This window comes from Stenotrophomonas maltophilia group sp. Smal17, from assembly GCF_030237045.1.
GTDB lineage: Bacteria > Pseudomonadota > Gammaproteobacteria > Xanthomonadales > Xanthomonadaceae > Stenotrophomonas > Stenotrophomonas forensis.
Genome location: NZ_JASJSU010000020.1, coordinates 12,869 through 37,814 on the forward strand (window position 1 = coordinate 12,869; position 24,946 = coordinate 37,814).

Sequence of the window (24,946 nt, forward strand, 5' to 3'; positions counted from 1 at the left end):
CCCCCCCCCCCCCCCCCCCCACTACCGTTGTCCGAGGAAGCAACGCAGCATGCAGACCACCACCCAGCTTGCGCGGCCGATCGACCGCTACTTCGCCAGCTACTCCGACGACCACCGCAATGTGATCAACCAGCGCATCCATGTGGTGGCGGTGCCCGCCATCCTCTGGTCGGTAGTGGCCCTGCTGTGGTGCCTGCCGCCGCTGATCACCTGGTTCCAGTACGGCATCTGGTCGGCGTTCGCGATGTTCAGCGCCTGGTGCTTCTACAACAAGCTGTCGCGCCCGCTGGGCATCGGCATGCTCATCCAGTTCTTCGTGTTCGGCTGCCTGTGCCGCCTGCTGGAGGCCGAGATCGGCCTGCACAACCTGTTCTGGCTGGCGGTGGGCGTGTTCGTGGTGGCCTGGATCGCGCAGTTCATCGGCCACAAGTTCGAGGGCCGCAAGCCCAGCTTCCTGACCGACCTGACCTACCTGCTGATCGGCCCGGCCTGGGTGATGGCCAAGGCCTATCGAAAGCTCGACTGGCGCTACTGAGGTGCCGGCGGCCGACAGCGGCCGTCGTTTCCTGAACGGGCGGGTTCCGTCACCCGCACTCGACGGCGGCCCTGCCAGCCTGCGCCGGTGAACCGCTCCCCACGTCCCGCCCGTCGACGGCAGCCCCTGTGCGACAGGGCCTGCGGTCTCCCTGCGCGGGCGTAGGGTGTCCCCCGAGGGCAACCGGGGAGGTGATGCAGGAACGTGATGCTGCGCCGCAAAAAAGATGAATCAGCGGACGTTACATGCAATTGATCGCTGTTCGATGGGTTTCGGCGACATTTCGCAGCCTGTTATCCTCCCTGACCTGCTCGTGAATCATGGATTCCCTGCATGCTCCCCAGCCTGCCCCTGCTGCTGGCCCTGCCCTTCCTGATGGCAGCGGCCGTTGCGGCCTTCCCCCGTAGTTCGCGCTCGACTGCTGCCTGGCTGGCGGCGCTGGCGCCGTTGGGCGGGCTGGCCATCCTCGGCTGGCTGACCCCGTCCGTGCTCGATGGCCAGCTGGTGCGCACGATGGTGCCCTGGCTGCCGCAGATCGGCCTGGACTTCACCCTGCGCCTGGATGGGCTGGCCTGGATGTTCGCCGGGCTGGTGCTGGGCATCGGCGCGCTGGTGGTGCTGTATGCGCGCTACTACCTGAGCCAGCAGGACAGCGCGCACCGCTTCTACTGCTACCTGCTGCTGTTCATGGGCGCCATGCTGGGCATGGTGCTGTCGGGCAACCTGCTGTTGCTGATGATCTTCTGGGAAATGACCAGCATCAGCTCGTTCCTGCTGATCGGCTTCTGGTCGCACCGCCAGGACGCCCGCGAGGGCGCGCGCATGGCGCTGGTGATCACCGGCGGCGGTGGCCTGGCCCTGCTCGGTGGCGTGCTGCTGATCGGCCGCATCGTCGGCAGCTTCGACCTGGACGTGGTGCTGGCTGCCGGCGAGCAGATCCGCGCCAGCGCGCTGTACCCGTACGCGCTGTTCCTGGTGCTGGCCGGCATCTTCACCAAGAGTGCGCAGTTCCCGTTCCACTTCTGGCTGCCGCACGCGATGGCGGCACCGACCCCGGTCTCGGCCTACCTGCACTCGGCCACCATGGTGAAGGCCGGCGTGTTCCTGCTGGCGCGCCTGCACCCGGCGCTGGCCGGCAGCGACCTGTTCTTCTACACGGTCAGCGGCATCGGCGCGCTGACCCTGCTGATCGGTGCCTGGAACGCGATCTTCCAGCACGACCTGAAGGGCCTGCTGGCCTATTCGACGATCTCGCACCTGGGCCTGATCACCCTGCTGTTCGGCCTGTCCACGCCGATGGCGGTGGTCGCCGGCGTGTTCCACATCCTCAACCACGCCACCTTCAAGGCCTCGCTGTTCATGGCCGCCGGCATCATCGACCACGAGACCGGCACCCGTGACATGCGCAAGCTGGGCGGGCTGCGCAGGCTGATGCCGTTCACCAGTGCGCTGGCGATCATCGCCTCGCTGGCGATGGCCGGCATTCCGCTGCTCAACGGCTTCCTGTCCAAGGAAATGCTGTTCGCCGAAGCGATCACCGCGGGCGGCCCGGGCATCATGCGTACGGCGGTGTCGATCGCCGCGCTGCTGGCCGGCGTGTTCGGCGTGGCCTACAGCCTGCGCTTCGTGCACGACACCTTCTTCGGCCCCGGCCCGCACGACCTGGATCGCGTGCCGCACGAGCCGCCGCGCTGGATGAAGGTGCCGGTGGAGCTGCTGGTGGTGATCTGCATCGCGGTGGGCGTGGCTCCGGCGCTGACCGTGGCACCGGTGCTGCACGCCGCCGCTGCCTCGATTCTCGGCCCGGCCATGCCCGAGTACAGCCTGGCGGTGTGGCACGGCTTCAACCTGCCGCTGGCGATGAGCGCGATCGGCGTGGTCGGTGGCGTGGCGCTGTACTTCGGCCTGCGCAAGCTGATCAACCTGCACGGCGTGACCAACGTCAGCACCGGTCGCAACGTGTTCCATGCACAGCTGGATGCGGTGTCCGCGCTGGCCATGCGCCTGACCAACGGCATCGCCAACGGCAGCCTGCAGCGCATGCTGCTGGGCCTGGTGCTGGTGGCGATCGTGGTCGCTGCGGCGCCGTTCGTGGCCAATCCGGCCTCGCCGAACTGGACCGCACCGCAGCCGATCCCGCTGCTGGGCTGGGCGCTGTGGCTGGTGATGATGGCCTGTGCAGTGGCCACCCTGCGCGTCTACAAGCAGCGCCTGCTGGCGGTGCTGCTGGTCGGCGGCGTCGGCCTGATGGTGGCGCTGACCTTCGTGTTCCTGTCCGCGCCCGACCTGGCCCTGACCCAGCTGCTGGTGGAGATGGTCACCCTGGTGCTGATGCTGCTGGGCATGAACTACCTGCCTGCACAGTCGGGGCCGGAGCGGCCGCGCTGGCGCAAGCGCCGCGATGCGGTGATCGCGATCGTCGCCGGTGCCGGCCTCGGCGCGCTGGCCTATTCGGCGATGACGCTGCCGCCCAACACCATGGCCGGCGAACTGCTGGGCCGGGCGCTGCCCGAGGCGTATGGGCAGAACGTGGTCAACGTGATCCTGGTCGACTTCCGCGGCTTCGATACCTTCGGCGAGATCACCGTGTTCGGCATCGCAGCGCTGGTGGTGCATGCGCTGCTGCGGCGCACGCGGATGGCACCGGAGCAGATCATGCCCGGCCCGCCGATCAAGCTGCCGGTGCCGGCCGACCTGGCCCAGATCATGTTCCCGCTGACCCTGACCGTGTCGATCTTCCTGTTCCTGCGCGGCCACAACGCGCCGGGCGGTGGCTTCATTGCCGGCCTGGTGCTGGCGGTGCCGCTGCTGATCCAGTACGTGATCCAGGGCACCGCGTCGGTGGAATCGCGCTTCGGCTTCGACTACATCCGCTGCATCGGCATGGGCCTGCTGATCGCCCTGCTCAGTGGCAGTGCCTCGATGCTGTTCGGCGTGCCATTCCTGACCAGCGGCCACCTCGATCTGCACCTGCCGCTGATCGGCGACGTGCCGCTGGCCAGCGCGATCGGCTTCGACATCGGCGTCTACCTGGTGGTGTTCGGCGGCGCCATGCTGATGCTGTCGATGATGGGCACGATCAAGCCGTCGCGCACCCGTATCGCCCGCAAGGGCGAGATCGACCTGCAACGCCGTTCGGCACGCACCGGGGAGATGCACTGATGGAACTGGCCCTGGCTACCGCGATCGGCGTGCTGACCGCGATCGGCATCTACCTGCTGCTGCGTGCGCGCAGCTTCGATGTGATTCTCGGCATGACCTTCCTGTCCTACGCGACCAACCTGCTGATCTTCGCCGGTGGCCGCGTGGTGCTGGGCAAGGCGCCGGTACTGCAGGAGGGCGTGGACAGCCACCTCGGCAACTACACCGACCCGCTGCCGCAGGCACTGGTGCTCACTGCCATCGTCATCGCGTTTGCGATGACCGCGGTGAGCATCGTGCTGGCCATGCGCAGCCGCAGCGACAACCACAGCGACCACGTGGACGCCCACGAGCCGGATGACGACCTGCAGGACGAGAGCATGCCGCCGCGCCAGGGTGAGGACCGCGCATGAACCATCTGGTGATCCTGCCGATCCTGATTCCGCTGTTGGGTGCTGCGCTGTCGCTGTTCGTCGAACACCGCCGCTATGGCCCCAGGGTGCAGCGCGCGGTGGCCTGGACCTCGCTGTCGGCGCTGGCCCTGGCGGTGGGCCTGCTGTTCGCCACCACCGCCAGCGGTGAGATCAACGTCTACCTGCTGGGCGACTGGCCGTCGCGGCTGGGCATCGCGCTGGTGGCCGACCGGCTGTCGGCGTGGATGCTGTTGACCACCCTGCTGCTGGCCATCCCCTGCCTGCTGCATGCCTGCTCGGGCTGGGACCGCCGCGCGCCGCACTTCCATGCGCTGTTCCAGTTCCAGCTGGTCGGCCTCAACGGCGCCTTCCTGACCGGCGACATCTTCAACCTGTTCGTGTTCTTCGAGGTGATGCTGATCGCCTCCTATGGCCTGCTGCTCAGCGGCGGCCGCGGCCTGCGCATGCGCATCGGCCTGCACTACGTGGTGTTCAACGTCACCGCCTCGACCCTGTTCCTGATCGCGCTGGGCCTGCTGTATGCCTCGCTGGGCTCGCTGAACATGGCCGAGCTGTCGCAGCGCATCGCCGAGGTGCCGCCAGCCCAGCTGACCCTGGTCAAGGCGACGATGGGCCTGTTGCTGCTGGTGTTCTGCGCCAAGGCCGCGCTGATGCCGCTCTATCTGTGGCTGCCGGAAGCCTATTCGCGTGCACCAGCGGCGGTGGCCGCGCTGTTCGCGATCATGACCAAGGTCGGCCTGTACGCGGTGCTGCGCATCCAGATGCTGTGGTTCGGCGACGACGCCGGTGCGATGGCCGGCTACGGCCGCGACTGGCTGCTGTGGGCCGGTGTGGCGACGCTGGTGCTGGGTGGCCTGGGTGCATTGGCCGCGACCCGACTGCGCGTGTTGATTTCGTACCTGGTGATCGTCTCGGCGGCCACGCTGTTCATCGCCTTCGCCGTGGGTACGCCACAGGTGCTCTCCGCTGGCCTGTACTACCTGCCGCACAGCAGCTTCGTCGCCGCCGCGCTGTTCCTGATTGCCGACCTGATCCGCCGCCGCCGCGGTGGCGCCAGCGACCGCAAGGAAGTGGTCGCGCCGATGCCGGGCAAGGAAACGCCAGCGGTGCTGTTCCTGATCGGCGCGGTGTCGGTGGCCGGCCTACCGCCACTGTCCGGCTTCCTGGCCAAGGCCGCGCTGCTGGCCGGCATGCCGGCGCAGTACACCGGCCCGGTGTGGACCGCGGTGCTGGTCAGCAGCCTGCTGGTGATCATGGGCCTGACCCGTGGCGGCATCCGCCTGTTCTGGCGCGTGCCGCCGGTCGATCCGGAGGCGCCGCCGCCACGCAAGGCACGCCTGCGCCGGGTCGAGCTGTATGCCGCCTGCATCCTGCTGGCCTACGGCATCGGCATGACCCTGGCCGCCGCGCCGTTGATGCGCTACACCGACGCCACCGCCGCACAGCTGCTGCACCCCAGCGAGTACGTGCAGCAGCTGCGCGCGACCACGCCGGAGATCCGCCAGCCATGACCGCCCAGCGCTCCCTGTTCCGCCGCATCATTCCCTCGCCGATGCTCAGCATCATGGTGGTGGCGTTCTGGCTGCTGATGTCCGACAGCTTCACCCTCGGCCAGATCGTGCTGGGGCTGGTGCTGGGCGTGGTGGTGCCCCTGTTCGCCGCACGCCTGGACCGCGAGTTCGCCCGCATCGGCACGTTGCGACCGCTGCCGAAACTGCTGTGCGTGACCCTGTGGGACATCCTGATGTCCAACATCCGCGTGGCCATCCAGGTGCTGGGCCCGGAGAAGAACATCCGCCCGGGCTTCATCTGGCTGCCGCTGGACATCGCCAACATCCACGGTATCGCCGCACTGACCAGCATGATCACGCTGACCCCGGGCACGGTCTCGGCCGTGCTCAGCGACGACCGCAGGTTCCTGATGGTGCATGTGCTGCACCTGGAGGATCCGCAGGACCTGATCGACACGATCAAGCGACGTTACGAAGCCCCGTTGATGGAGATCTTCCCATGACTGGATTCCAGATCATCCAGACCACGCTGGTGGTGTGCATGCACGTGGTCGGCCTGGCCATGCTGCTGGCCACCTGGCGCCTGCTGCGCGGCCCGACCGTGCCCGACCGCATCCTGGCGCTGGACACCCTGTCGGTGACCGCGATCGCCGAACTGATGCTGTTCGGCATGTACCTGAACTCCGCGATCTACTTCGAAGCCGCACTGGTCATCGCCATGCTCGGCTTCGGCAGCACCGTGGTGCTGAGCAAGTTCGTGCTGCGCCGGGACATCGTCGAATGATCACCGCGATCCAGATCGGCCTGTCGATCCTGCTGCTGTTCGGCTGCTTCTTCATCCTGGTCGGGGCACTGGGCCTGGTGAAGCTGTCCACGTTCTTCAAGCGCCTGCACGCCCCCACCAAGGCCAGCACGCTGGGCGTGGGCTGCGTGCTGGTGTGTTCGGTGTGCTACCACATCTTCCTCGGCCAGGACCCGCAGCCGCGTGAGCTGCTGATCACCGTGTTCCTGTTCATCACCGCGCCGATCAGCGCACACATGATGGCCAAGGCCGCGCTGTCGCTGCTGATGGAGAAGCGTCCCAGCCTGCCGGGCAACGAACCGGCCGCCGAAGAACAGCTGCCGCCGCCGGAACCGGTGCGGGAAGAAGAGCACGCGCAGAATCGGTAATTCCGGTAGAGGCCGACCTTGGTCGGCGCTTTTCCCCGGGTGCCAACCAAGGTTGGCAGCTACCGCATCATCGGCGGCTAGACCGGTAGGTGCCGACCGTTGGTCGGCACAGACAATCAACCGCATCCACGCATGGCGTGGATCTACAGGGCCGGTGCGCCCACCAGCAGCACTTCCAGCACCAGCCAGCCGACGAACGCGACCAGCAGGATCACGCCTTCGCCGCGGTTGATCTTCAGGTCACCACGCAGCATCGGGTACAGCACCAGCGCGAACGCCAGCAGCGCCGGCAGTTCCAGGCGCACGAACGAGGCCGGCAGCGCCAGCGGCTGCAGCATGGCCATCGCGCCGATCACCAGCAGCAGGTTGACCGCGCTGGAACCCAGCACATGCCCCAGCACCATGTCGCCATGACCGCGACGCGCGGCGGCGATGGCGGCGGCGACCTCCGGCAATGCGGTGCCGATGGCCACCGGCAGCAGGCCGACCAGCAACGGCGTCCAGCCCAGCGCGGTTCCGAAATCAGCCGCCGCACCGACCACCAGGCGTGCGCCCCAGTACAGGGTCAATGCGGCAATCAGCACGCGCAGGATGTTCAACGGCAGGCTGGTGCGGCTCAGCGCGGATTCGGCGATGGCTGCCTGCACCTCGGCGCTCTCGCGGCCGCCCCGGCGCAGCAGCACGACCTGCATGACGATGAAGCCGGCGACCAGCACGCCGCCTTCCCAGCGCACCAGCCGGCCGTCGAGGCCGAACAGGATCAGCAGCGCAGCGGCCGCCAGCAGCGACCACCACAGCACCGTCTGCAGGCGCGCGCGCAGCAGCAACGGTGCGGCGATCGCCGCCAGGGCCAGGGTCACGCCCAGGTTGGCGATGCTGCTGCCCACCGCATTACCCAATGCCAGCTCCGGTTGGCCGACCGCCAACGCCCGCGCGTTGACCGCCAGTTCCGGCAACGAGGTGGTCACCCCAAGCAGCAGCAGGCCGGCGGTGAACGGGCTGGCCCCGAAGCGCTGGGCCAGGCCGGACACGGCCTTGACGATGGAGTCCCCGCCCAGCGCCAGCAACAGCAGGCCGAGCAGGAACCAGGCAATGGCAATGGCGATCATCGAGCACTCCCCCAGCGGTCGTGGCGCGATTCTACGCTGGCCCCGCGCGCGTGGCTGGGCCGTGGATCAAGGATCAGCCACAGCCTTCCACGTAATCGACCTGCGGAGTCTTGCCGACCCGCCATGCGCCGACCTTGCCGTCGGCACCCAGCGCGAAGTCGATCACCGCATCGCCTTCCTGCGCCGGGCGCACACGCAGGTGCTGGGCCTTCTCGTCGTACTTGTCAGGGCCGACATCGGCGCGCTCGGGGTACAGCACCTGCAGCTCGCCCAGGGTCATGCCGACCTTGCCGCCGCCCGGTGCGATGATCGCGGCGCTGCGCACGTCATAGCGCACCAGCTTGCGGCCTTCGATCATCAGGCGCGGATCCTCGGCGTCCTGCGGACGCAGGAGGTAGCAGCCATCGTTGCTGTCGTCGGCCGGCAGCGGCTTGCCGGCCGCATCGGTGCCGAGCCCCTGCAGCGGCGTTCCAAATCCCGTGCGGACCTCGGCGATGCTGGCGCCCAGCTTGGCGCCTGCGAAGCCGTCCAGGCGCGCTGGGCTGTCAGCCCGGAGGTCATTGGCGGGGCGGGCGGCCAGATCCGGATCCGGATCCGCCGACTGTGCCGGCCCAGTTGCCGAAGCGGTTTCCGCCGGCGTGTCACTGCCGCTGCCCGCGGCGCCCTGTTTGTCGGAGCCACCGTTGCAGGCGGTAAGCGAAAGGAGCATCAGACCAGCAATCGGAAGGTGCTTCATCAGTGCGGTTCCCTGGCACGAAGGTGGCTGCACGCTAGCGCAATGCGCGTGCAGGCGCTGCATTGTCATCGCGGTTTCATCGCCTTCGTTCAGGCTCGGCCTGCACCGACTCGCCAGTCCCTTCCATGCAACCGCGCAAGACCGATCTCGCCCGAACCGCGCTGCAGGCCCACCGCGCGCCGCTGGACATGCGCCAGCGCCGGCTGCTGATCCTGTGCGACGGCCAGCGCACTGTCGCCGAGCTGACCGACCTGCTCGGCCAGGAAGCGCCCGCCATGGTGATCCAGCTGGTGCAGAGCGGCTACCTGGACACCGGGCCGACCACAGCACCGCTGCCGGCGCCCGCCGCACCGGCCGCACGACCCGCTGCGCCACCGGCCCCGACGCCCGTCACGGCCAGGGCGCCCGCACCAGCGCCCACCGCGCCGGTCGAACGCCGCCGCTCGCTGGTGGCCGCGCGCATCTATGTACTGGGCATCCTGGAAATGCAGCGCCACCCGCAGGCGGCGGCGCTGTTCCGCGACCTGCAGCAGGCGCGTGCGGAAGACGAAGTGCTGCAGCGGCTGCAGTCGGCGATGCAGATGCTGCCCGGACTGACCTCGGACGGCTATTGCCAGCGCGTGCGGCAGCGCCTGCTGGAGGCACTGCCGCTGGAGCATTGCGACGCCTTCGCCGAAGCCGCGTAAGCACAGGTTCCGGCGGGAATCATCCACGCATGGCGTGGATGCGGTCAGGATCCATGCCGACCAAGGTCGGCACCTACCAAGCTAGCGGGACGGCCGGAAATTGTTGCGCAGGCCGTTCCAGCACTGCTGGTAATCGCCCTGGCGATGGCCGGCGGCCAGCGCCTGTGCGGTCGGCCGGATCACCGCGCGGGTCTCGAACATGAAGGCCATCGTGTCCTTGATCACGTCCGCCTTCGACAGGTCGGCATTGGAGGCCTTGTCGAAAGTCGGCGCATCCGGGCCGTGGCCGCTCATGCAGTTGTGCAGCGACGCGCCGCCCGGCACGAAGCCTTCGGCCTTGGCGTCGTACGCGCCATGCACCAGGCCCATGAACTCGCTGGCGATGTTGCGGTGGAACCACGGCGGACGGAACGTGTTCTGCGCCACCAGCCAGCGCGGCGGGAAGATCGCAAAGTCCATGTTGCTGGTGCCCGGCGTGTCGCTGGGCGAATGCAGCACCAGGAAGATCGACGGATCCGGGTGGTCATAGCTGATCGAGCCGATGGTGTTGAAGCGGCGCAGATCGTAACGGTACGGCGCGTAATTGCCGTGCCAGGCCACCACGTCCAGCGGCGAATGGTCGATCGGTGCGCGCCACAGGCGGCCTTCGAACTTGGCGATCAGCTCGAAGTCACCGTCCACGTCCTCGAATGCCGCATGCGGGGTCTCGAAGTCGCGCGGGTTGGCCAGGCCATTGGAACCGATCGGACCGAGGTCGGGCAGTTTCAGCAGCGCGCCGTAGTTTTCGCAGATGTAGCCACGGCTCGGGCCGTCGGGCAGTTCCACCCGGAAGCGCACGCCACGCGGGATCACCGCAATCTGCTGCGGCTCGATCTCGATCACGCCCAGCTCGGTCAGCAGGCGCAGCGCGCCCAGCTGCGGCACGATCAGCAGTTCACCGTCGGCGTCGTAGAAGTAGCGGCCGACCATGTCGCGGTTGGCAGCGTAGAGGTGGATGCCCACGCCGGCATGCGCATCGGGCGAGCCGTTGCCGCCCATGGTGTACAGGCCTTCGACGAAGTCGGTCGGCAGCTCCGGCAACGGCAGCGGGCTCCAGCGCAGCTGGTTCGGCGAGGCCGGCTGTGCGCCGAAATCACACTGCAGCTGCGACTGCGCGAACGGGGTGAACTCGCCGTGGGTGACCGCCGGGCGGATCCGGTACAGCCAGCTGCGGCGGTTGCTGCCGCGTGGCGCGGTGAAGGCGGTGCCGGTCAGCTGTTCGGCATACAGGCCGTGGGCCACCTTCTGCGGCGAGTTCTGCCCGACCGGCAGTGCACCGGCCACGGCCTCGGTGGCGAATTCGTTGCCGAAACCGGACTGGTAGCCGCGGGCGGTGAGGGCGGTGGACATGGAAACTCCAGAGATTGCCGGCCAGCGGCCGGCACTACCATGTGGACAGGCAATGCCGGCGGGAGGCCGACATTGCCTGCAGACCTTACAGCACGCCGCGGCGGATCTGGTCGCGCTCGATGCTCTCGAACAGCGCGGTGAAGTTGCCTTCGCCGAAGCCTTCGTTGCCCTTGCGCTGGATGATCTCGAAGAAGATCGGGCCGATGCAGTTCTGGGTGAAGATCTGCAGCAGCTTGCGCTGGTGGGTTTCCGGATCGGCGTCGATCAGGATCTTGTTCTTCGCCAGGCGCGCGACGTCTTCACCGTGGTTCGGCACGCGCTGGTCGATCACGTCGAAGTAGGTCTCCGGCGTGTCGAGGAAGTCCACGCCCTGCGCGCGCATCGCTTCGACGGTTTCGTAGATGTTCTCGGTGAAGCAGGCGATATGCTGGATGCCCTCGCCCTTGTACGCGTCCAGGTATTCATTGATCTGGCTCTTCGGGTCGGACGATTCGTTCAGCGGGATGCGCACGATGCCGTCCGGCGCGGTCATCGCCTTGGACACCAGGCCGGTCTTCAGGCCCTTGATGTCGAAGTAGCGGATCTCGCGGAAGTTGAACAGGCGCTCGTAGTAGTCCGACCACTGCTGCATGTTGCCGAAGTACAGGTTGTGGGTCAGGTGGTCGATGAAGGTCAGGCCGAAGCCGACCGGGTGCAGGTCGGTGCCGGCGATCTGCTCGTAGTCGCCGTCGAAGATGCTGCCGGCGCTGCCATAGCGGTCGACCAGGTACAGCATACAGTCGCCGATGCCCTTGATGACCGGCGCGTTGACGGCCTTGCTGTCCGGCTTGAAGGCGATGGCTTCGGCGCCGTTGCCCAACGCGGTCTGGTAGACCTCCTGGCCCGGCTTCTTGAAGCGGATGGCGAAGCCGCAGGCGCACGGACCATGCTTTTCGGCGAAGTCGGCAGCGAACGAATCGGGGTCTTCATTGACCAGGAAGTTGACGTCGCCCTGGCGATAGACGGTAATCGGACGCTGCTTGTGCTTGAGCACCGCGCTGAAGCCCATCTTCCGGAAGTACTCGTGCAGCTCCTGGCCACGGCCGGCCGGGGCGGCGAATTCGACGAACTCGAAGCCGTCGATGCCCATCGGGTTCTCGAAGGTGGTGACCTGCATGCCGGGGTTGGGGTGCGAGGCGGTCGGGACTGCGGTATTCATGGCGTGGCTCCGAATCGGTACCGCATCGGTACAAACCAGGTGCGGGCAGGTAGGGACCCGGCGAGAATGCAGGGTCTGGACCTACCCCTTATAGTTACACTTGAAACCACCAGCAAGGTGCACCGCAACATGAGCCCCGAACCCGCCTCGACCCGCCTGCGTGCCTCGCACGTCCTGCTCGACCTGGAACAGTTCCTGCCCTACCGGCTGAGCGTGCTGTCCAACCGGGTCAGTGGCAACATCGCCAAGCTATACGGCGATCGTTACGGCCTGGCGATTCCCGAGTGGCGGGTCATCACCATCCTGGCGCTGTACCCGGGTTCGTCGGCCAGCGAGGTCTCCGACCGCACGGCGATGGACAAGGTGGCGGTCAGCCGTGCCGTGGCCCGCCTGCTAGAGCGCGGCTTCATCAAGCGCGAGACCCACGGCGATGATCGTCGTCGCTCGGTGCTGGCACTGTCGGCGGCCGGCTTCGAGGTGTACGAAACCATTGCGCCGATGGTGATCGAGATCACCCGCAAGCTGATGTCGGTACTGAGCGACGAGGAAGAGCAGGTGCTGGAGAAGCTGATCCTGCGCCTGGCCGGCGACGGCCTGGAGCGGATGGGCGAAGGGGTGTGAGCAAAAAGGGGCGGAGGGGATCAAGTCGTTTTGGGCCCCAAGTCACGGGTGCCGGCCCTGACCGGTAGCAGAACAGTGGCTGGGCGATTGTCGTCCTCCCCCTTTGATCTGACGGGACCCACTCTCTAGCGGGCGGTGGGCCGACTGCGAACGAGGCCGTCGAACGTATTCACTTCCCGCAGATCCCGTCCTGAAGTGTCGCCCTCGCCCGCCAGCATTTCCGCATTGGCCCGATACGGCCCGTTTCCGCGAGGCTGGTGTATCGAAACCGGCTGATCCAGTGAGTTCTCCTATTGGACTGTCTGTGTGTGCGGCCTGACGGTAGGCGTTCAACGGGTATCAGCCCGGCCACGGATCCACATCGCACGGGCTCCCTCATGGATGACACGTGTTCAACGCTGCCGCATGGCCAGGAATTGCTGGCTGATCTCAGAGAGCTGATCTGCACGGCGCGCAGCAGTATGCACAGGACCATCAACGCCGAGCTCACTCTGTTGTACTGGCGAATCGGGCGTCGCATCCATGTGGACCAGATGGCTGGGCAACGCGCGCGCTACGGAGAGCTTGCCTTCATCCGGATCGCCAAGGCGCTGTCTGCCGAATTCGGCACATCCTTCGGTGAGAAGAGCCTGCGCAGGATGGTGCAGTTCTCAACCGCATTTGCAGACGAGCAGATTGTCGTATCGCTGATACGACAATTGAGCTGGACCCACTTCATCGCGCTGATCCCACTGGCGGATCCGCTCAAGCGTGACTTCTATGCGCAGATGGCCGCCACCGAGGGCTGGAGTGTACGCACGTTGCGCCAGCGCATCGATTCGATGCTGTATGAGCGCACAGCGCTTTCCAGCCAACCCGAGCAGACCATCGCCGATGAGTTGGCGGCACTGCGCAGCAACCAGCCGCTGTCTCCGGGTCTGGTACTGCGTGATCCCTACGTACTGGATTTTCTTGGTCTGAAGGACCGCTGGGACGAGCAGGACCTTGAAAGCGCGATCCTTCGCGAGATGCAGGGTTTCCTGCTCGAACTTGGCACGGGCTTCAGTTTCGTCGCCCGCCAGAAACGCATCCAGATCGACGGCGATGACTTCCACCTGGACCTGCTGTTCTACAACCGGCGCCTGCGCAGGCTGATCGCCATCGAGCTGAAGATCGGCGAGTTCAAGCCCGCCTACAAAGGGCAGATGGAACTCTATCTTCGATGGCTGGACCGCTACGAACGTGAGGACGGCGAGCAGGAGCCGTTGGGCATCATCCTCTGCACAGGGAAGAAGGCCGGCCAGATCGAATTGCTGGAGCTGGACCGCTCGGGCATCCATGTTGCTGAATACCTGACCACTCTGCCCTCTCGTGAGGTCCTCAAGCAAAGATTGCAGACCGCCATGGAGCGGGCCCGGCAACAGCTTCAGACCGCGCCCCCAAGCCCCCGGTAGACGCATGCCTCAGCTCAGGTGCTTGCGCCGCGCGTGTATCCACGGCACTGCCAACGCCGCGATGGCGCCGCCGGCGAAGCCGAGCGAGGCGGCGACGGTGGCCGCTTCTACCGCCCCCGGCAGTGCCAGCGCCGCGGCCACCAGCAGCAGTGACGGCAAGCCGACGAAGGTACCCAGGAAGAAGTGCCAGCGCGGCGACCAGGTGTTGAGCTGCAGCAGGCTGACCGGCTGCCAGGCTTCGGATGCGGCGTCTTCGGCGATCTTCGCCACCACCTTGCCCAGGTCCACTTCGGGCAGCGCGCGGCCAAGCCGGGCGGTGGCCAGCAGTTCGGCAACCGCCTCCACCGGCGGGAAGCTGGTCGGCCACGCGACCGGTGCCGGCACGCCGTAGGCGGTCAGCAGCGGCACGCTCAGCCACGGCGCCACCAGCGGGCGCATGCGGCGTCGGCCATGCACGCACCAGATCTGCGGTTGGCCGTGCGCGGTGACGCTGTACAGCGCCAGCTCGTTGGCCGGCGGGTAGCCCAGCATGGTCACCCGCGCCGCCAGGCTGTCCTGGCCCATCGCACGCAGGAAGCCGGGGCGGCTGCGCCCTTCCTGCATCCACGCCAGGCCCAGCGCCCCCACCAGGTACGCCTCGGCCACGTCCTTGCTGCCGGCGGTGGCGCGCTCGTCACTGGCCAGGTACCAGGCCAGTGACTTCGGTTCGGACACATCATCCAGCCCCCAACGGCTGTCATCGCCCAGCACGTGGCGCACCGGCAGCCGCGCAGGGGCGGTCTCGCCCCGCTCGCCCGGCTGCAGGAACGGCAGCACGCCCTGGATGAAGGTGGACAGCTCGATCGCGCGCACGCCATGGCCCTGCCATTCCGGCGGCAGCAACCCGGCCAGCTGGCCCTCGGCAGCCAGCGCGTCGAGTCGTGATTTCTGTTCGACCAGCTTCTGCACCGCGCCCTTCAGCACCACGTTGTCGGGCAGCGCGATCTGCGGCAGGCGGTGGCGCGGGGGGGCCAGTTCGACGGTGTCCTGGCCGGTGCCCGCGTCATCCAGCAGCGCTTCCTGCGGCGGCAGGGTCACGCCGTCGCCTGCCCCAGCGTCGGCCAGGTCGCTGGCAGCTTCGGGCAATCGTTCGGCGTGGTCGCTGTGCATGGGGCGTTCCGGTAGGTTGCGTCGACGGCGCGTCGACTGAAGTCCTTGCCGGTAACGGCGTCCGTGCGGTGAAGTTGAGACGCCAATTCAGAGAGTGTGACGGCGCGCGCAGTAGATCCGCGCGGGGCGTGGATGCGACCCGGGATCAGTGCCGACCAACGGTCGGCACCCACCGGGCACCACGGCCAACGGTCGGTATCCACCGGGCATGCCGGCCAGCGGCCGGCGCGACCTCATTCCGGTTTGTCAGGCGCCCATTGTTTGAGGAAGGCGCTCACACGCACAGGCTGGAACGCTTCGCCCCGGCGCAGCTCGCCGGTGGCCTGCGACACCAGCAGGCTGCCGTCGGCGTCGAGCACCAGCAGGTGCGGGTAGTCGCGCTCCATTTCCGGGAACTGGGCGAGGAAGGCGGTGTTGGGCTGTTCGTCGCTGGCGTTGACCTTCATCCACACGAAGTGGGCGTCGCGGAAGCGGCGCAGGTCGCCGTTGCCTTCCACCAGCTCGTCCAGCGCCTGGCAGCGATCGCAGGCCGCGTTGCCGACCTCGAGCAGGATGCGCTTCTTGCCGCGCTGGGCTTCCACCTTGGCGGTGGCCAGATCGTCGGCGGGGTCTCGGGCCGGGTCGAACTGCGCGCCGAGCCCGGCGATGGCGGCGATGTCCGCCGCCACCGGGGTGTTGCCTGAGGCCACCGGTTCGCTGGGGTCAGCGACCGGTGGCTCGGTGGGCCGGGTATCCAGCGGCTGCGTCGGCTCGGCGGCGGCAGGCGGTTGCGGTTGGGAACAGGCGCCGATCAGCGCCGCACAGACCACCACCACTGCACCACCGAGCTTCATACGCATGCCAGCTACCCTCTCTTCATCACTTGACGCCGTGCATCAGCTTGTTGATCAGCGGCGCGATCAGGAACAGCACCACGCCGGAGCCGATCAGGGCCCAGAACCCGAAGGTATACCCCTTCAGGGCCGACTCGACCGTCATGCCGCCTTCACCACTGACCACGCCGGCGAAGATGCCCGACAGGTTGTTGCCGATGCCGGTGGACAGGAACCAGCCACCCATGCCGAAGCCGACCAGGCGCACCGGAGCCAGCTTGGTCACCATCGACAGGCCGATCGGCGACAGGCACAGCTCACCCACCGACTGGATGACGTAGACCATGAACAGGGTCCAGAACGGGATCTTGCCGTCCACGACCATCTGCGACAGCGCATACATCAGCAGGGCGAAGGCGGCGCCGTTGAACAGCAGGCCGAGGCCGAACTTGCGCGGAATCGACGGATTGGCGCGACCCAGGGCCACCCAGATCCAGGCGATGATCGGCGCCAGGGTGATGATGGCCACCGAGTTGACCGACTGGAACCAGGCCGTCGGGAAGGTCCAGTCACCCATCTGGCGGTTGACGATGTTCTCGGCCAGGAAGGTGAACGAGCTGCCGGCCTGTTCGAAGAACATCCAGAACATCACGTTGAAGGCGAAGATGATCAGCATGGCGATCACGCGGTCGCGCTGCACCTTGCCCTCGCGGATGCCCTCAACCAGCAGCAGCACGGCCAGCGCGGTGAACATCGCGCCCAGGATCCAGGCCAGCGCGGTGGCGCCGGTGGCCAGCAGGAAGTAGGCCACCGGGATCGCGACCACGGCACCGACCAGCACCATGATGATGCGGCCGAAACCTTCAGCGCCGGCCGGCGGTGCACCGATGCCCTTCAGGCCGGCGCGGCCGATGTAGAACCACACCAGCGAGATCAGCATGCCCACGCCCGAGGCGATGAACACGACCTTGTACGACGGCATTTCCGAGGTACCGAAGACCTTGCGGGCCAGGTACTCGGTCAGCACCGGGGCGATCATCGCGCCGATGTTGATACCCATGTAGAAGATGGTGAAGCCCGAATCGCGACGCTCGTCCTTCAGGCCATACAGCTTGCCGACCATGGTCGAGATGTTCGGCTTGAACAGGCCGTTGCCAACGATGATGGTGGCCAGGCCGAGCTTGAAGATGTGCTCCTGCGGCAGCGAGATCATGAACAGGCCGGCGGCCATGATGATCGCGCCGGTCAGGATCGAGCGCTGGTAGCCCAGTACCCGGTCGGCCACGTAGCCACCGAAGATCGCCGCGGCGTACACCAGGGCCAGGTAGGCACCGTAGATGCGGCTGGCGTCGCCTTCACCGGCAGCGTTGCCGTTGTAGAACTGGGAGACGATGTACAGCACCAAGGCCCAGCGGATGCCGTAGAACGCAAAGCGTTCCCAGAACTCGGTCATGAACAGCATCCACAGCGGGCGCGGATGGCCCAGCGTGGTCTTGAAGTCCGGCAGGGCCGGCTCTGGGGTGTTCGCAGTGGCGTTTACGCTCATGCGGGTTTCCTGGTTCGGTGGATGACGAGCACGTCCGATGTGCAGTGGAGCAACGCGCGAGGATCACCGACTTCTGGCGTTCACGTCAAATACACGCCGTTTGAGGCAGGTCACCGCCTGCTCGCTGAACTTGCATCTGAAACGATCCAGCCGCCGGCCGGGATTCAAGCTGAATGGGGATCAGCCCAATGCGGCCGGGGGCGCCGCCTGCAGGCTGGTGCGTACCTGGAACAACTCGGGGAAGAAGGTCAGCTCCAGCGCCTTGGCCAGGAAGCCGACCCCGGACGAGCCGCCGGTGCCGCGCTTGAAGCCGATCACCCGCATCACGGTGCGCATGTGACGGAATCGCCACAGCTGGAAGGCAGTCTCCAGGTCCACCAGGTCCTCGCACAGCGAGTACTCGCGCCAGTAGCGGTCGGTGTCCTGGTAGATGCGCTCGAACACCGGCTGCAGTGCGTCGTCGGCTACATGCGGCTGGGTCCAGTCGTGGTTTTCATACACGGCCGGTACGGCGTGGCCGAAGCGGGCCAGGTACTTCAGGAATTCCTCGTACAGGCTCGGCGCCTCCAGCACGGTGCGCAGCTGCGCCTGCCCGGCCGGGTCGTGCTCGAACACCTGCAGCATCTGCGCGTTCTTGTTGCCCAGCAGGAACTCGATGTAGCGGTACTGCAGCGACTGGAAGCCCGAGGATGGGCCCAGCACATCGCGGAAACCCATGTACTCGGACGGGGTCAGCGTTTCCAGCACCGACCACTGCTCGGTAAGCTGGCGCAGCACCTGCTTGCTGCGCGCCAGCACCTTGCGGCACTGCCAGACTTCATCGCGCTGCAGGAAGCCGATCGCCGCGCGCAGCTCGTGGCCGAGCAGCTTCAGCCACAGCTCCGAGGTCTGGTGCTGGATGATGAAGAGCATCTCGTCGTGATGCGGCGGGCTGGACAGCGGCTGCTGCGCGCTGAGCAGCTGGTCCAGCCGCAGGTAGCCGCCATAGGTCAGGCGCCCCTGCAGATCGGTGTGGATGCCAGCTTCGAGATCGCGTTGGTTGTTGTCGACGGACATGGGCGGGACCAGATCGGGGGCGGCAAGGGTAGCGCGTTGCCGCCGCGCTGGCAGCCGCCGGGTCCATACCGGGCCGTGCGGTTGGCCGTGGAGCATCGGCCGATGCCGGGGCTGCGCGTGGAACCGATCAGGCCGTTGCGCAGCCAGTCAGCCAGAGGCGTATTCTGATGCTTTGCAGCAACGACTGAATACGTTGTTGTTATTGGCCCCCCACCCGCCGGCAGGGGTAAAACAGGGCATCGCCGTGTTGCGGCGCAGGAAGGCTATTCCGTACGCGTTCCTTAACATGGCGATTCATATCATTTGTAACTTCTCTGTCGAAGGTGCAGTACGCAATGACGGTTGCCGCTGAATTCAAGATCGAATACCTGCAGTACCTGGACGCGGACGGCAAGCTCGTCCGCGATGACCTGCCCGCGTCGCTGCGCGACCCCAAGGTCCTGGTACCGCTGTTCAAGCAGATGCTGTTCGTACGTACGTTCGACAGCAAATCCATCGCGCTGCAGCGCACCGGCAAGCTCGGCACCTACGCCGCCTGCCTGGGCCATGAAGCCGCGCACGTGGGCATCGGTGCCGCGATGCAGAAGGACGACGTGTTCGCGCCTTCGTACCGCGAGTATGGCGCGATGTTCATGCGTGGCGTGCGTCCGCACGACGTGCTGATGTACTGGGGCGGCGACGAGCGCGGCAACGACTACGGCGGCAACGCGGCCAAGGACTTCCCGTTCTGCGTGCCGATCTCCACCCAGTGCCTGCACGCTGCGGGTGCCGCGCTGAAGTTCAAGCTCAACAAGGAACCGCAGATCGCGGTGGCCGTGTGCGGCGACGGCGGCAGCTCCAAGACCGACTTCTACGCGGCACTGAATTCGGCCGGCGCCTACAAGCTGCCGCTGATCCTGTGCATCGTCAACAACGGCTGGGCCATCTCGGTTCCGCGTTCGGCCCAGACCGGTGCCGAGACGCTGGCGCAGAAGGGCCTGGCCGGCGGCCTGCATTGCCTGCAGGTGGACGGCAACGACTTGATTGCAGTGCTGGCGGCCATGGAGCAGGCGCGCGAACGTGCGCTGGCCGGCGACGGTGGCACCGTGCTGGAACTGATGACCTATCGCCTGTCCGACCACACCACCGCCGATGACGCGCGCCGCTACCGCGACGATGCCGAGGTGAAGGATGCCTGGCAGCGCGAGCCGATGCTGCGCCTGCGCAAGTACCTGATCAACGCCGGCGTCTGGAGCGAGGAAGAAGAAGCCGCTTGGGTCGCCGAGTGCGGCACGCGCGTGGACGAGGAAGTGAACCTGTACCTCAATACGCCGGTGCAGCCGGTCGAGGCGATGTTCGATTTCCTCTACGCCGATCCGCCGCAGGACCTGCTGGCCCAGCGTGCCCAGGCGATCGCCCTGGAGCAGCGCCATGGATGAGATCAAGAACGGCGCGCCCGGCGCGCACACCAACGCCGCCGACAGCGCCGCCGTCGCGCGCGGAGAACAGAGCATGACCACCACCCCCATCACCCTGATCGAAGCCATCACCCAGGCACTGGCCTGGGAGCTTGAGCACGACCCGTCGGTGCTGGTGCTGGGCGAGGACGTGGGCGTCAACGGCGGCGTGTTCCGTGCCACCGCCGGCCTGCAGCAGCGCTTCGGCTCCGAGCGCATCCTCGACACCCCGCTGGATGAAACCACAATCGCCGGCCTGACCATCGGCCTGGCCGCACAGGGCATGAAGCCGGTGGCCGAAGCCCAGTTCGACGGGTTCATGTACCCGATGGTCGACCATATCGTCTGCCACGCCGCCCGCCTGCGCTATCGCACCCGTGGCCGCCTGCACTGCCCGATGGTGCTGCGCGTGCCGTGGGGCGGCGGCATCCGTGCGCCGGAACACCACAGCGAAGCCAACGAGGCCATCTTCACCAACGTGCCGGGCCTGCGCGTGGTGCTGCCGTCGTCGCCGCAGCGCGCCTATGGCCTGCTGCTGGCCGCGATCCGCGAGCCGGATCCGGTGATCTACATGGAGCCCAAGCGCATCTACCGCCAGTACAAGGAAGTGGTCGTCAACGACGGCGAGGCCTTGCCGCTGGACGTCTGCTTCGTGCTGCGCGACGGCACCGACGTGACCCTGGTGACCTGGGGCGCGCAGGTGAAGGAAGCGCTGGAAGCGGCCGACAAGCTGGCCGGCGAAGGCATCAGCGCCGAAGTGATCGACGTGGCCACGCTGCGTCCGCTGGACTTCGCCACCATCGCCGAGTCGGTGGCCAAGACCGGCCGCTGCGTGATCGTGCAGGAGGCCCCGAAGACCGCGGGCTTCGGCGCCGAGATCGCCGCGCGCCTGGCCGAGGAATCGATCTACGACCTGCTGGCTCCGGTCGAGCGCGTCACTGGCTACGACACCCACATTCCGCTGTTCCGCCTGGAAATGAAGTACCTGCCGAGCGTTGAGCGGATCGTGGCTGCGGCCAAGCGCGCGGTGGCGGCCGGCTGACATGCGGGCCCGCCTTCTGGGGGCTTACCGCAGCCAGTATCCCAACCCGCTCCGGTTCCACACCGGCCAGATCGTCGAAGTAGGTGTTCGTGACGAGGAATGGCCGGCGTTTGCCTGGGTACGCACCAACGATGGGCGCGCTGGATGGGCGCCCGTCGCGTGGCTGCAGCTGCTGGACGAGGGTCGCGCCGAAGCGCTGTGCGACTACGACGCCCGCGAGCTGGATGTGGAAAGCGGCGAGATGGTGAAGCTTCATCACGAACACGGTGGGTGGTGGTGGTCCGAGCGCGCCAATGGCGCGACGGGCTGGCTGCCGGCCCGCGAACTGGAACTGCTGGAAGAGAACTGCACATGAGCCAGACCAAGAACTTCAACCTGCCCGACCTGGGCGAAGGCCTGCCGGACGCCACCATCGTCGAGTGGTTCGTCAAGGAAGGCGATGTGATCAAGCTGGACGAGCCGCTGGTCTCGATGGAGACCGCCAAGGCCGTCGTCGAAGTGCCCTCGCCGTTCTCCGGCAAGGTGCTGAAGCTGTCCGGCGCCGCCGGCGACATCATCCCGACCGGTTCGGTGCTGGCCAGCTTCGAGCTGGACCCGAACCTGCCGCAGCGTGCCGATGGCCAGGACACCGGCCACAGCCACGGCCACGCCGCGCCTGCCGCCGCACCGACGCCGCCGCCGCTGCCGGCCGCTGCCGCACCGGTGGCCACCGAAGCCGCCAAGCCCGCCGCCGCCGAGCGTGATGACGCCGGTACCGTGGTCGGTGCGATGCAGAGCTCCAACGCCGTGCACGCCGAGCAGGCGCTGGCCGTCGGTGGCGTCAAGGCCGTTCCGGCCGTGCGTGCCACCGCGCGCAAGCTGGGCGTGGACCTGTCCCGCGTGCGTGCCACCGGCGCCGATGGCGCGGTGACCATGGCCGACGTCAAGCAGGCCGCCGCCAATGGCAGTGCCAAACTCGGCGCCGCGCCGGCACCGGTTGCCGCGGCTGCCTATGCCGCGCCGGCCCCGGCGCAGGTGTCGGCCCCGGTGCAGAGCGAAGCGCGCACCCCGCTGTCTGCCGCCGGCAAGCCGATGCGCACCCAGCCGCCGGGCGTGGTGGCCAAGGGCCAGCCGGAACCGCTGAAGGGCGTGCGCCGCAACATGGCCCGCGTGATGGCCGATGCGCACAGCAAGGTCGTGCCGACCACGCTGAACGACGACGCGGACATCCACGCCTGGCTGCCGGGCAACGACGTCACCGCGCGCCTGGTGCGCTCGATCGTGGTGGCCGCGCAGAAGGTGCCGGCGATGAACGCCTGGTTCGACGGTGAAGCGCTGACCCGCACCCTGCACGCGCAGGTGGACATCGGCATTGCCGTGGACACCGACGACGGCCTGTTCGTGCCGGCGCTGCGCAATGCCGACATGCTCGATGCACGTGGCATCCGCGAAGGCGTCAACCGCCTGCGCGAGCAGGTGGAATCGCGTTCGATCGCCGCCTCGGAACTGAGCGGCTACACCATCTCGCTGTCCAACTTCGGCATGTTCGCCGGCCGCTACGCGACCCCGGTCGTGGTGCCGCCGTGCGTGGCCATCGTCGGTGCCGGCCGTGCCCGCCACCAGATGACCCCGGTGATGGGCGGCGTGGAAGCGCACAAGGTGATCCCGCTGTCGGTCACCTTCGACCACCGCGCGGCGACCGGTGGTGAAGCGGCCCGCTTCCTGCGCGCGATGATGGACGACCTGGCGCTGGCCAGCTGATCGGCCACCTGATCGGTAGGTGCCAACCTTGGTTGGCACATGATCTGGAAAAACGCCGGGCACTGCCCGGCGTTTTTTTGTGCCCGTATCCACGCATGGCGTGGATCTACACAATGCGGGCGATCAATCGCGCGCGACCATGCCCTCGGCGCGGCTGTAGACACGCAGGCGGTGGCCATCAGGATCGGCGCCGACGAAGGTGTGGCCGAATTCCAGTGTCACCGGCGCCTGCAGGATCTGCACGCCGAGCGCGCGCCACGCGTCGTGCATCTGCTGCACGGCTTCCGGGTTGGCCACCACCATCGCCAGTTCGGCGGCACCGGCCTGCGCAGACACGGGGGGCTGCACGTCATCGCGCTGCCACAGGCCGAGTGCGGTGCCATCGCCGAGCAGGAACAGGGCGAAACCGGGCGACTGCTCGACCGGCGGTTTGCCGAGAATGCCGCTGTAGAAAGTTGCGCTGGTGGCGACGTCGCGCACGTACTGCAGCAGGGTGCTGGGCGTGAACATGGGGAAGCTCCGTTGTTGGGAGGCTTCATGGTGGTACCGGCCTGCTGACAGATTCTGTCAGTAGCGTCGAGCTTGCTCGACGGCCGTTCGCGAAGATCAAAGGCGGTCGAGCAAGCTCGACCTCTACCGGGAGCAAAGAGCGAAGGCCGCCCTCCCCCCAGAGAGCAGGAAACGAAGCGCGAAAGACTGCTGTTGCCGTTGCTCTGGTAGATGTCGAGCTTGCTCGACGGCTGTTCGCGAAGATCAAGGGCGGTCGAGCAAGCTCGACCTCTACCAAGAGCAAAGAGCGAAGGCCGCCCTCCCCCCGAAGCAGGAAGCGAAGCACAGAAGCAGTCGAGCAAGCTCGACGCTACGAGCGGTCCAGCCAGTCCGGTGCGATGCCCTGCGCCTTCTGCCAGCGCCGCAGCAGGGTCGCGCGCGGCACGGGGTAGCGGTCCTCCAGCGCGCGCACCTGGCGGATGCGGTCCAGGCGGAAATGGCGGAAGTCTTCGCGGCTCTCGCACCAGGCCGCCAGCATCGGCACTTCATCGAAGTAAGCCAGTGCGAACGGCCAGACGATGCGTTCGCTGCGCTGGCCGTGCGCATCCTCATAACCAAACCTGAGGCGCTGCTGCGCACTGACCGCCTCGCGCACGGCCTGCAGCCGCGCGGCGGGCACCTTGGCCGTCGTTCGCGAAGGGCCAACGCGCAGGCCACTGTCACGCAATGCCTCGCGCCGCGCTGCAGGCAACACATGCGCGATACGCGCCAGGGCATCGCGTGCGGCTTCGGCCAGCGCAGGCTCGGTGCGCGCCGCAACCCAGCGCAAGCCCAACACCAGCGCGTCGACCTCGGCCGGTGGCAGGGTCATTGGCGGCAGGGTGTCACTCGGCACCAGCTGGTAGCCGATGCCGGCTTCCCCGCGCAGGTCGGCACCCTGCTCGCGCAGGGTCTCGATATCGCGGTACAGCGTGCGCAGGCTGATGCCCAGCGCGTCGGCCAACGTCTGCCCGGCCACCGGCCGCCGATGGCGGCGCAGCAGCTGCAGCAGCTGGGTCAGGCGCAGCGCACGCGACATCAGCCGACCAGTGCGCTGGATGCCACCACGTGCTCGCCCGGCGGCGGAGCCAGCGCGGCATCCACCAGCGCCCTGGCAATCCGTTCGGCCGGATTGATCCGCCACGCCCGCGGCAACACCGGCCCCAACACGCCCAGCACCCGCAGGGCGAAGTGTTCGCCACGGCGCACCTGCTGGCGCTGCCCGCCAATCAGGCCGGGCCGCACCAGGGTGAGCGAAGCAAACTCGAGCGCGCGCAGATCGCGCTCCAGTTCACCCTTCACCCGGTTGTAGAAGATCGCGGAGCCTGCATTGGCCCCCGCTGCCGAATTCAGTACGAAGGCGCGTGCACCCTGGCCGCGCGCCAGCTGCGCAAACGCCAGCGGGTAGTCATGGTCGATACGATGGAAGGCCTCACGGCTCCCCGCCTGGGCCATCGTGCTGCCCAGCGCGCAGATCACGGCATCCACCTGCGCCCAGTCGGGCGCCTCCGGCAGGGCGTCGAACTGCAGCAGCGGGGCGTACAGCTTCGGGTGGGCCAGGGTCAGCGCCCGCCGGGAGGGGGCCACCACGGCACGGCAGCGCGGGTCGTCCAGCAGCATCGGCAGGGCCAGCCCGCCGACCAGGCCGGTCGCCCCCACCAGCATCACGCGCAT

25 protein-coding genes are annotated in these 24,946 nt (G+C 67.4%); 14 read left to right on the plus strand and 11 right to left on the minus strand.

Translation table 11 applies throughout. The annotated features are described in order from the left end of the window. Window positions 1–49 precede the first annotated feature (49 nt). From QRO93_RS07975 to QRO93_RS08005, 7 genes are all read left to right on the plus strand, one after another. Complete coding sequence (locus tag QRO93_RS07975; protein WP_164087717.1) at window positions 50–535, plus strand: DUF962 domain-containing protein; 486 nt, start codon at window positions 50–52, stop codon at window positions 533–535. A 333-nt stretch (window positions 536–868) separates the two neighbouring features. Beyond that, window positions 869–3,697 carry a monovalent cation/H+ antiporter subunit A gene (locus tag QRO93_RS07980; RefSeq protein ID WP_180878904.1) on the plus strand — a complete coding sequence of 943 codons (2,829 nt, stop codon included), beginning with the start codon at window positions 869–871 and terminating at the stop codon, window positions 3,695–3,697. Further along, a complete protein-coding gene (locus tag QRO93_RS07985) occupies window positions 3,697–4,089 on the plus strand; it encodes a Na+/H+ antiporter subunit C (protein WP_180878902.1) in 393 nt (130 codons plus the stop codon). The genes QRO93_RS07980 and QRO93_RS07985 overlap by 1 nt, the downstream gene beginning before the upstream one ends. Next, window positions 4,086–5,621 carry a monovalent cation/H+ antiporter subunit D gene (locus QRO93_RS07990; RefSeq protein WP_008266484.1) on the plus strand — a complete coding sequence of 512 codons (1,536 nt, stop codon included), beginning with the start codon at window positions 4,086–4,088 and terminating at the stop codon, window positions 5,619–5,621. The genes QRO93_RS07985 and QRO93_RS07990 overlap by 4 nt, the downstream gene beginning before the upstream one ends. Next, window positions 5,618–6,124, plus strand: a complete 507-nt coding sequence (locus QRO93_RS07995; protein ID WP_008268238.1) for a Na+/H+ antiporter subunit E — start codon at window positions 5,618–5,620, stop codon at window positions 6,122–6,124. The genes QRO93_RS07990 and QRO93_RS07995 overlap by 4 nt, the downstream gene beginning before the upstream one ends. After that, on the plus strand, window positions 6,121–6,405 hold the full coding sequence (locus tag QRO93_RS08000; RefSeq protein WP_006399171.1) for a K+/H+ antiporter subunit F: 285 nt from the start codon (window positions 6,121–6,123) through the stop codon (window positions 6,403–6,405). The genes QRO93_RS07995 and QRO93_RS08000 overlap by 4 nt, the downstream gene beginning before the upstream one ends. Further along, on the plus strand, window positions 6,402–6,791 hold the full coding sequence (locus tag QRO93_RS08005) for a Na+/H+ antiporter subunit G (protein ID WP_133935766.1): 390 nt from the start codon (window positions 6,402–6,404) through the stop codon (window positions 6,789–6,791). The genes QRO93_RS08000 and QRO93_RS08005 overlap by 4 nt, the downstream gene beginning before the upstream one ends. 143 nt (window positions 6,792–6,934) lie before the next feature. On the opposite strand, the gene QRO93_RS08010 is transcribed toward QRO93_RS08005, so the two are convergent. Together QRO93_RS08010 and QRO93_RS08015 are read right to left on the minus strand one after the other, a co-directional pair. Beyond that, window positions 6,935–7,900 (minus strand): sodium:calcium antiporter, encoded by a 966-nt coding sequence (locus QRO93_RS08010; RefSeq protein ID WP_053451004.1) that lies wholly within the window; start codon window positions 7,898–7,900, stop codon window positions 6,935–6,937. A gap of 73 nt (window positions 7,901–7,973) precedes the next feature. After that, window positions 7,974–8,636, minus strand: a complete 663-nt coding sequence (locus tag QRO93_RS08015) for a hypothetical protein (RefSeq protein ID WP_180878900.1) — start codon at window positions 8,634–8,636, stop codon at window positions 7,974–7,976. Window positions 8,637–8,761: 125 nt separating this feature from the next. Between QRO93_RS08015 and QRO93_RS08020 the strand changes: the two genes are divergently transcribed. Further along, a complete protein-coding gene (locus QRO93_RS08020; RefSeq protein WP_053451006.1) occupies window positions 8,762–9,322 on the plus strand; it encodes a hypothetical protein in 561 nt (186 codons plus the stop codon). Between the two features lie 81 nt (window positions 9,323–9,403). On the opposite strand, the gene hmgA is transcribed toward QRO93_RS08020, so the two are convergent. Then, the gene (gene hmgA, locus QRO93_RS08025) at window positions 9,404–10,711 is read right to left on the minus strand and encodes a homogentisate 1,2-dioxygenase (protein WP_164087721.1); all 1,308 of its coding nucleotides are present in this window, start codon (window positions 10,709–10,711) and stop codon (window positions 9,404–9,406) included. A gap of 85 nt (window positions 10,712–10,796) precedes the next feature. Then, window positions 10,797–11,909 carry a 4-hydroxyphenylpyruvate dioxygenase gene (hppD, locus tag QRO93_RS08030; protein ID WP_008264994.1) on the minus strand — a complete coding sequence of 371 codons (1,113 nt, stop codon included), beginning with the start codon at window positions 11,907–11,909 and terminating at the stop codon, window positions 10,797–10,799. A 129-nt stretch (window positions 11,910–12,038) separates the two neighbouring features. Here hppD and QRO93_RS08035 point away from each other — a divergent pair, with 129 nt between their 5' ends. Together QRO93_RS08035 and QRO93_RS08040 are read left to right on the plus strand one after the other, a co-directional pair. Beyond that, window positions 12,039–12,530, plus strand: a complete 492-nt coding sequence (locus QRO93_RS08035; RefSeq protein ID WP_053451008.1) for a MarR family winged helix-turn-helix transcriptional regulator — start codon at window positions 12,039–12,041, stop codon at window positions 12,528–12,530. A 377-nt stretch (window positions 12,531–12,907) separates the two neighbouring features. After that, window positions 12,908–13,963: a YhcG family protein gene (locus QRO93_RS08040; RefSeq protein WP_180878898.1), complete on the plus strand. Its 1,056-nt coding sequence runs from the start codon at window positions 12,908–12,910 to the stop codon at window positions 13,961–13,963. Between the two features lie 9 nt (window positions 13,964–13,972). Here QRO93_RS08040 and QRO93_RS08045 read toward each other — a convergent pair whose 3' ends face one another. From QRO93_RS08045 to QRO93_RS08060, 4 genes are all read right to left on the minus strand, one after another. Beyond that, on the minus strand, window positions 13,973–15,112 hold the full coding sequence (locus tag QRO93_RS08045) for a hypothetical protein (protein WP_164087723.1): 1,140 nt from the start codon (window positions 15,110–15,112) through the stop codon (window positions 13,973–13,975). Between the two features lie 233 nt (window positions 15,113–15,345). Next, window positions 15,346–15,951 (minus strand): thioredoxin family protein, encoded by a 606-nt coding sequence (locus tag QRO93_RS08050; protein WP_180878896.1) that lies wholly within the window; start codon window positions 15,949–15,951, stop codon window positions 15,346–15,348. Between the two features lie 19 nt (window positions 15,952–15,970). Beyond that, on the minus strand, window positions 15,971–17,470 hold the full coding sequence (locus QRO93_RS08055; protein ID WP_164241295.1) for a peptide MFS transporter: 1,500 nt from the start codon (window positions 17,468–17,470) through the stop codon (window positions 15,971–15,973). Window positions 17,471–17,650: 180 nt separating this feature from the next. Continuing rightward, window positions 17,651–18,526, minus strand: coding sequence for a tryptophan 2,3-dioxygenase (locus tag QRO93_RS08060; protein ID WP_180878894.1), 876 nt, complete (start codon window positions 18,524–18,526; stop codon window positions 17,651–17,653). Window positions 18,527–18,861: 335 nt separating this feature from the next. Between QRO93_RS08060 and pdhA the strand changes: the two genes are divergently transcribed. From pdhA to QRO93_RS08080, 4 genes are read left to right on the plus strand one after another with little or no spacing between them, the layout of a single operon-like run. Next, window positions 18,862–19,944: a pyruvate dehydrogenase (acetyl-transferring) E1 component subunit alpha gene (gene pdhA, locus QRO93_RS08065; RefSeq protein ID WP_180878892.1), complete on the plus strand. Its 1,083-nt coding sequence runs from the start codon at window positions 18,862–18,864 to the stop codon at window positions 19,942–19,944. Continuing rightward, window positions 19,937–21,004 (plus strand): alpha-ketoacid dehydrogenase subunit beta, encoded by a 1,068-nt coding sequence (locus QRO93_RS08070; RefSeq protein WP_006474353.1) that lies wholly within the window; start codon window positions 19,937–19,939, stop codon window positions 21,002–21,004. The genes pdhA and QRO93_RS08070 overlap by 8 nt, the downstream gene beginning before the upstream one ends. A 1-nt stretch (window position 21,005) precedes the next feature. Continuing rightward, complete coding sequence (locus QRO93_RS08075; protein ID WP_053451012.1) at window positions 21,006–21,359, plus strand: SH3 domain-containing protein; 354 nt, start codon at window positions 21,006–21,008, stop codon at window positions 21,357–21,359. Continuing rightward, a complete protein-coding gene (locus QRO93_RS08080; protein WP_053451013.1) occupies window positions 21,356–22,744 on the plus strand; it encodes a dihydrolipoamide acetyltransferase family protein in 1,389 nt (462 codons plus the stop codon). The genes QRO93_RS08075 and QRO93_RS08080 overlap by 4 nt, the downstream gene beginning before the upstream one ends. Before the next feature lie 123 nt (window positions 22,745–22,867). On the opposite strand, the gene QRO93_RS08085 is transcribed toward QRO93_RS08080, so the two are convergent. The 3 genes from QRO93_RS08085 to QRO93_RS08095 all read right to left on the minus strand — a co-directional run bounded on the left by QRO93_RS08085 (window position 22,868) and on the right by QRO93_RS08095 (window position 24,946). After that, window positions 22,868–23,254: a VOC family protein gene (locus tag QRO93_RS08085; protein ID WP_180878891.1), complete on the minus strand. Its 387-nt coding sequence runs from the start codon at window positions 23,252–23,254 to the stop codon at window positions 22,868–22,870. Window positions 23,255–23,603: 349 nt separating this feature from the next. Then, window positions 23,604–24,311: a YafY family protein gene (locus QRO93_RS08090; RefSeq protein ID WP_180878889.1), complete on the minus strand. Its 708-nt coding sequence runs from the start codon at window positions 24,309–24,311 to the stop codon at window positions 23,604–23,606. After that, on the minus strand, window positions 24,311–24,946 hold the full coding sequence (locus QRO93_RS08095; protein ID WP_180878887.1) for an NAD-dependent dehydratase: 636 nt from the start codon (window positions 24,944–24,946) through the stop codon (window positions 24,311–24,313). The genes QRO93_RS08090 and QRO93_RS08095 overlap by 1 nt, the downstream gene beginning before the upstream one ends.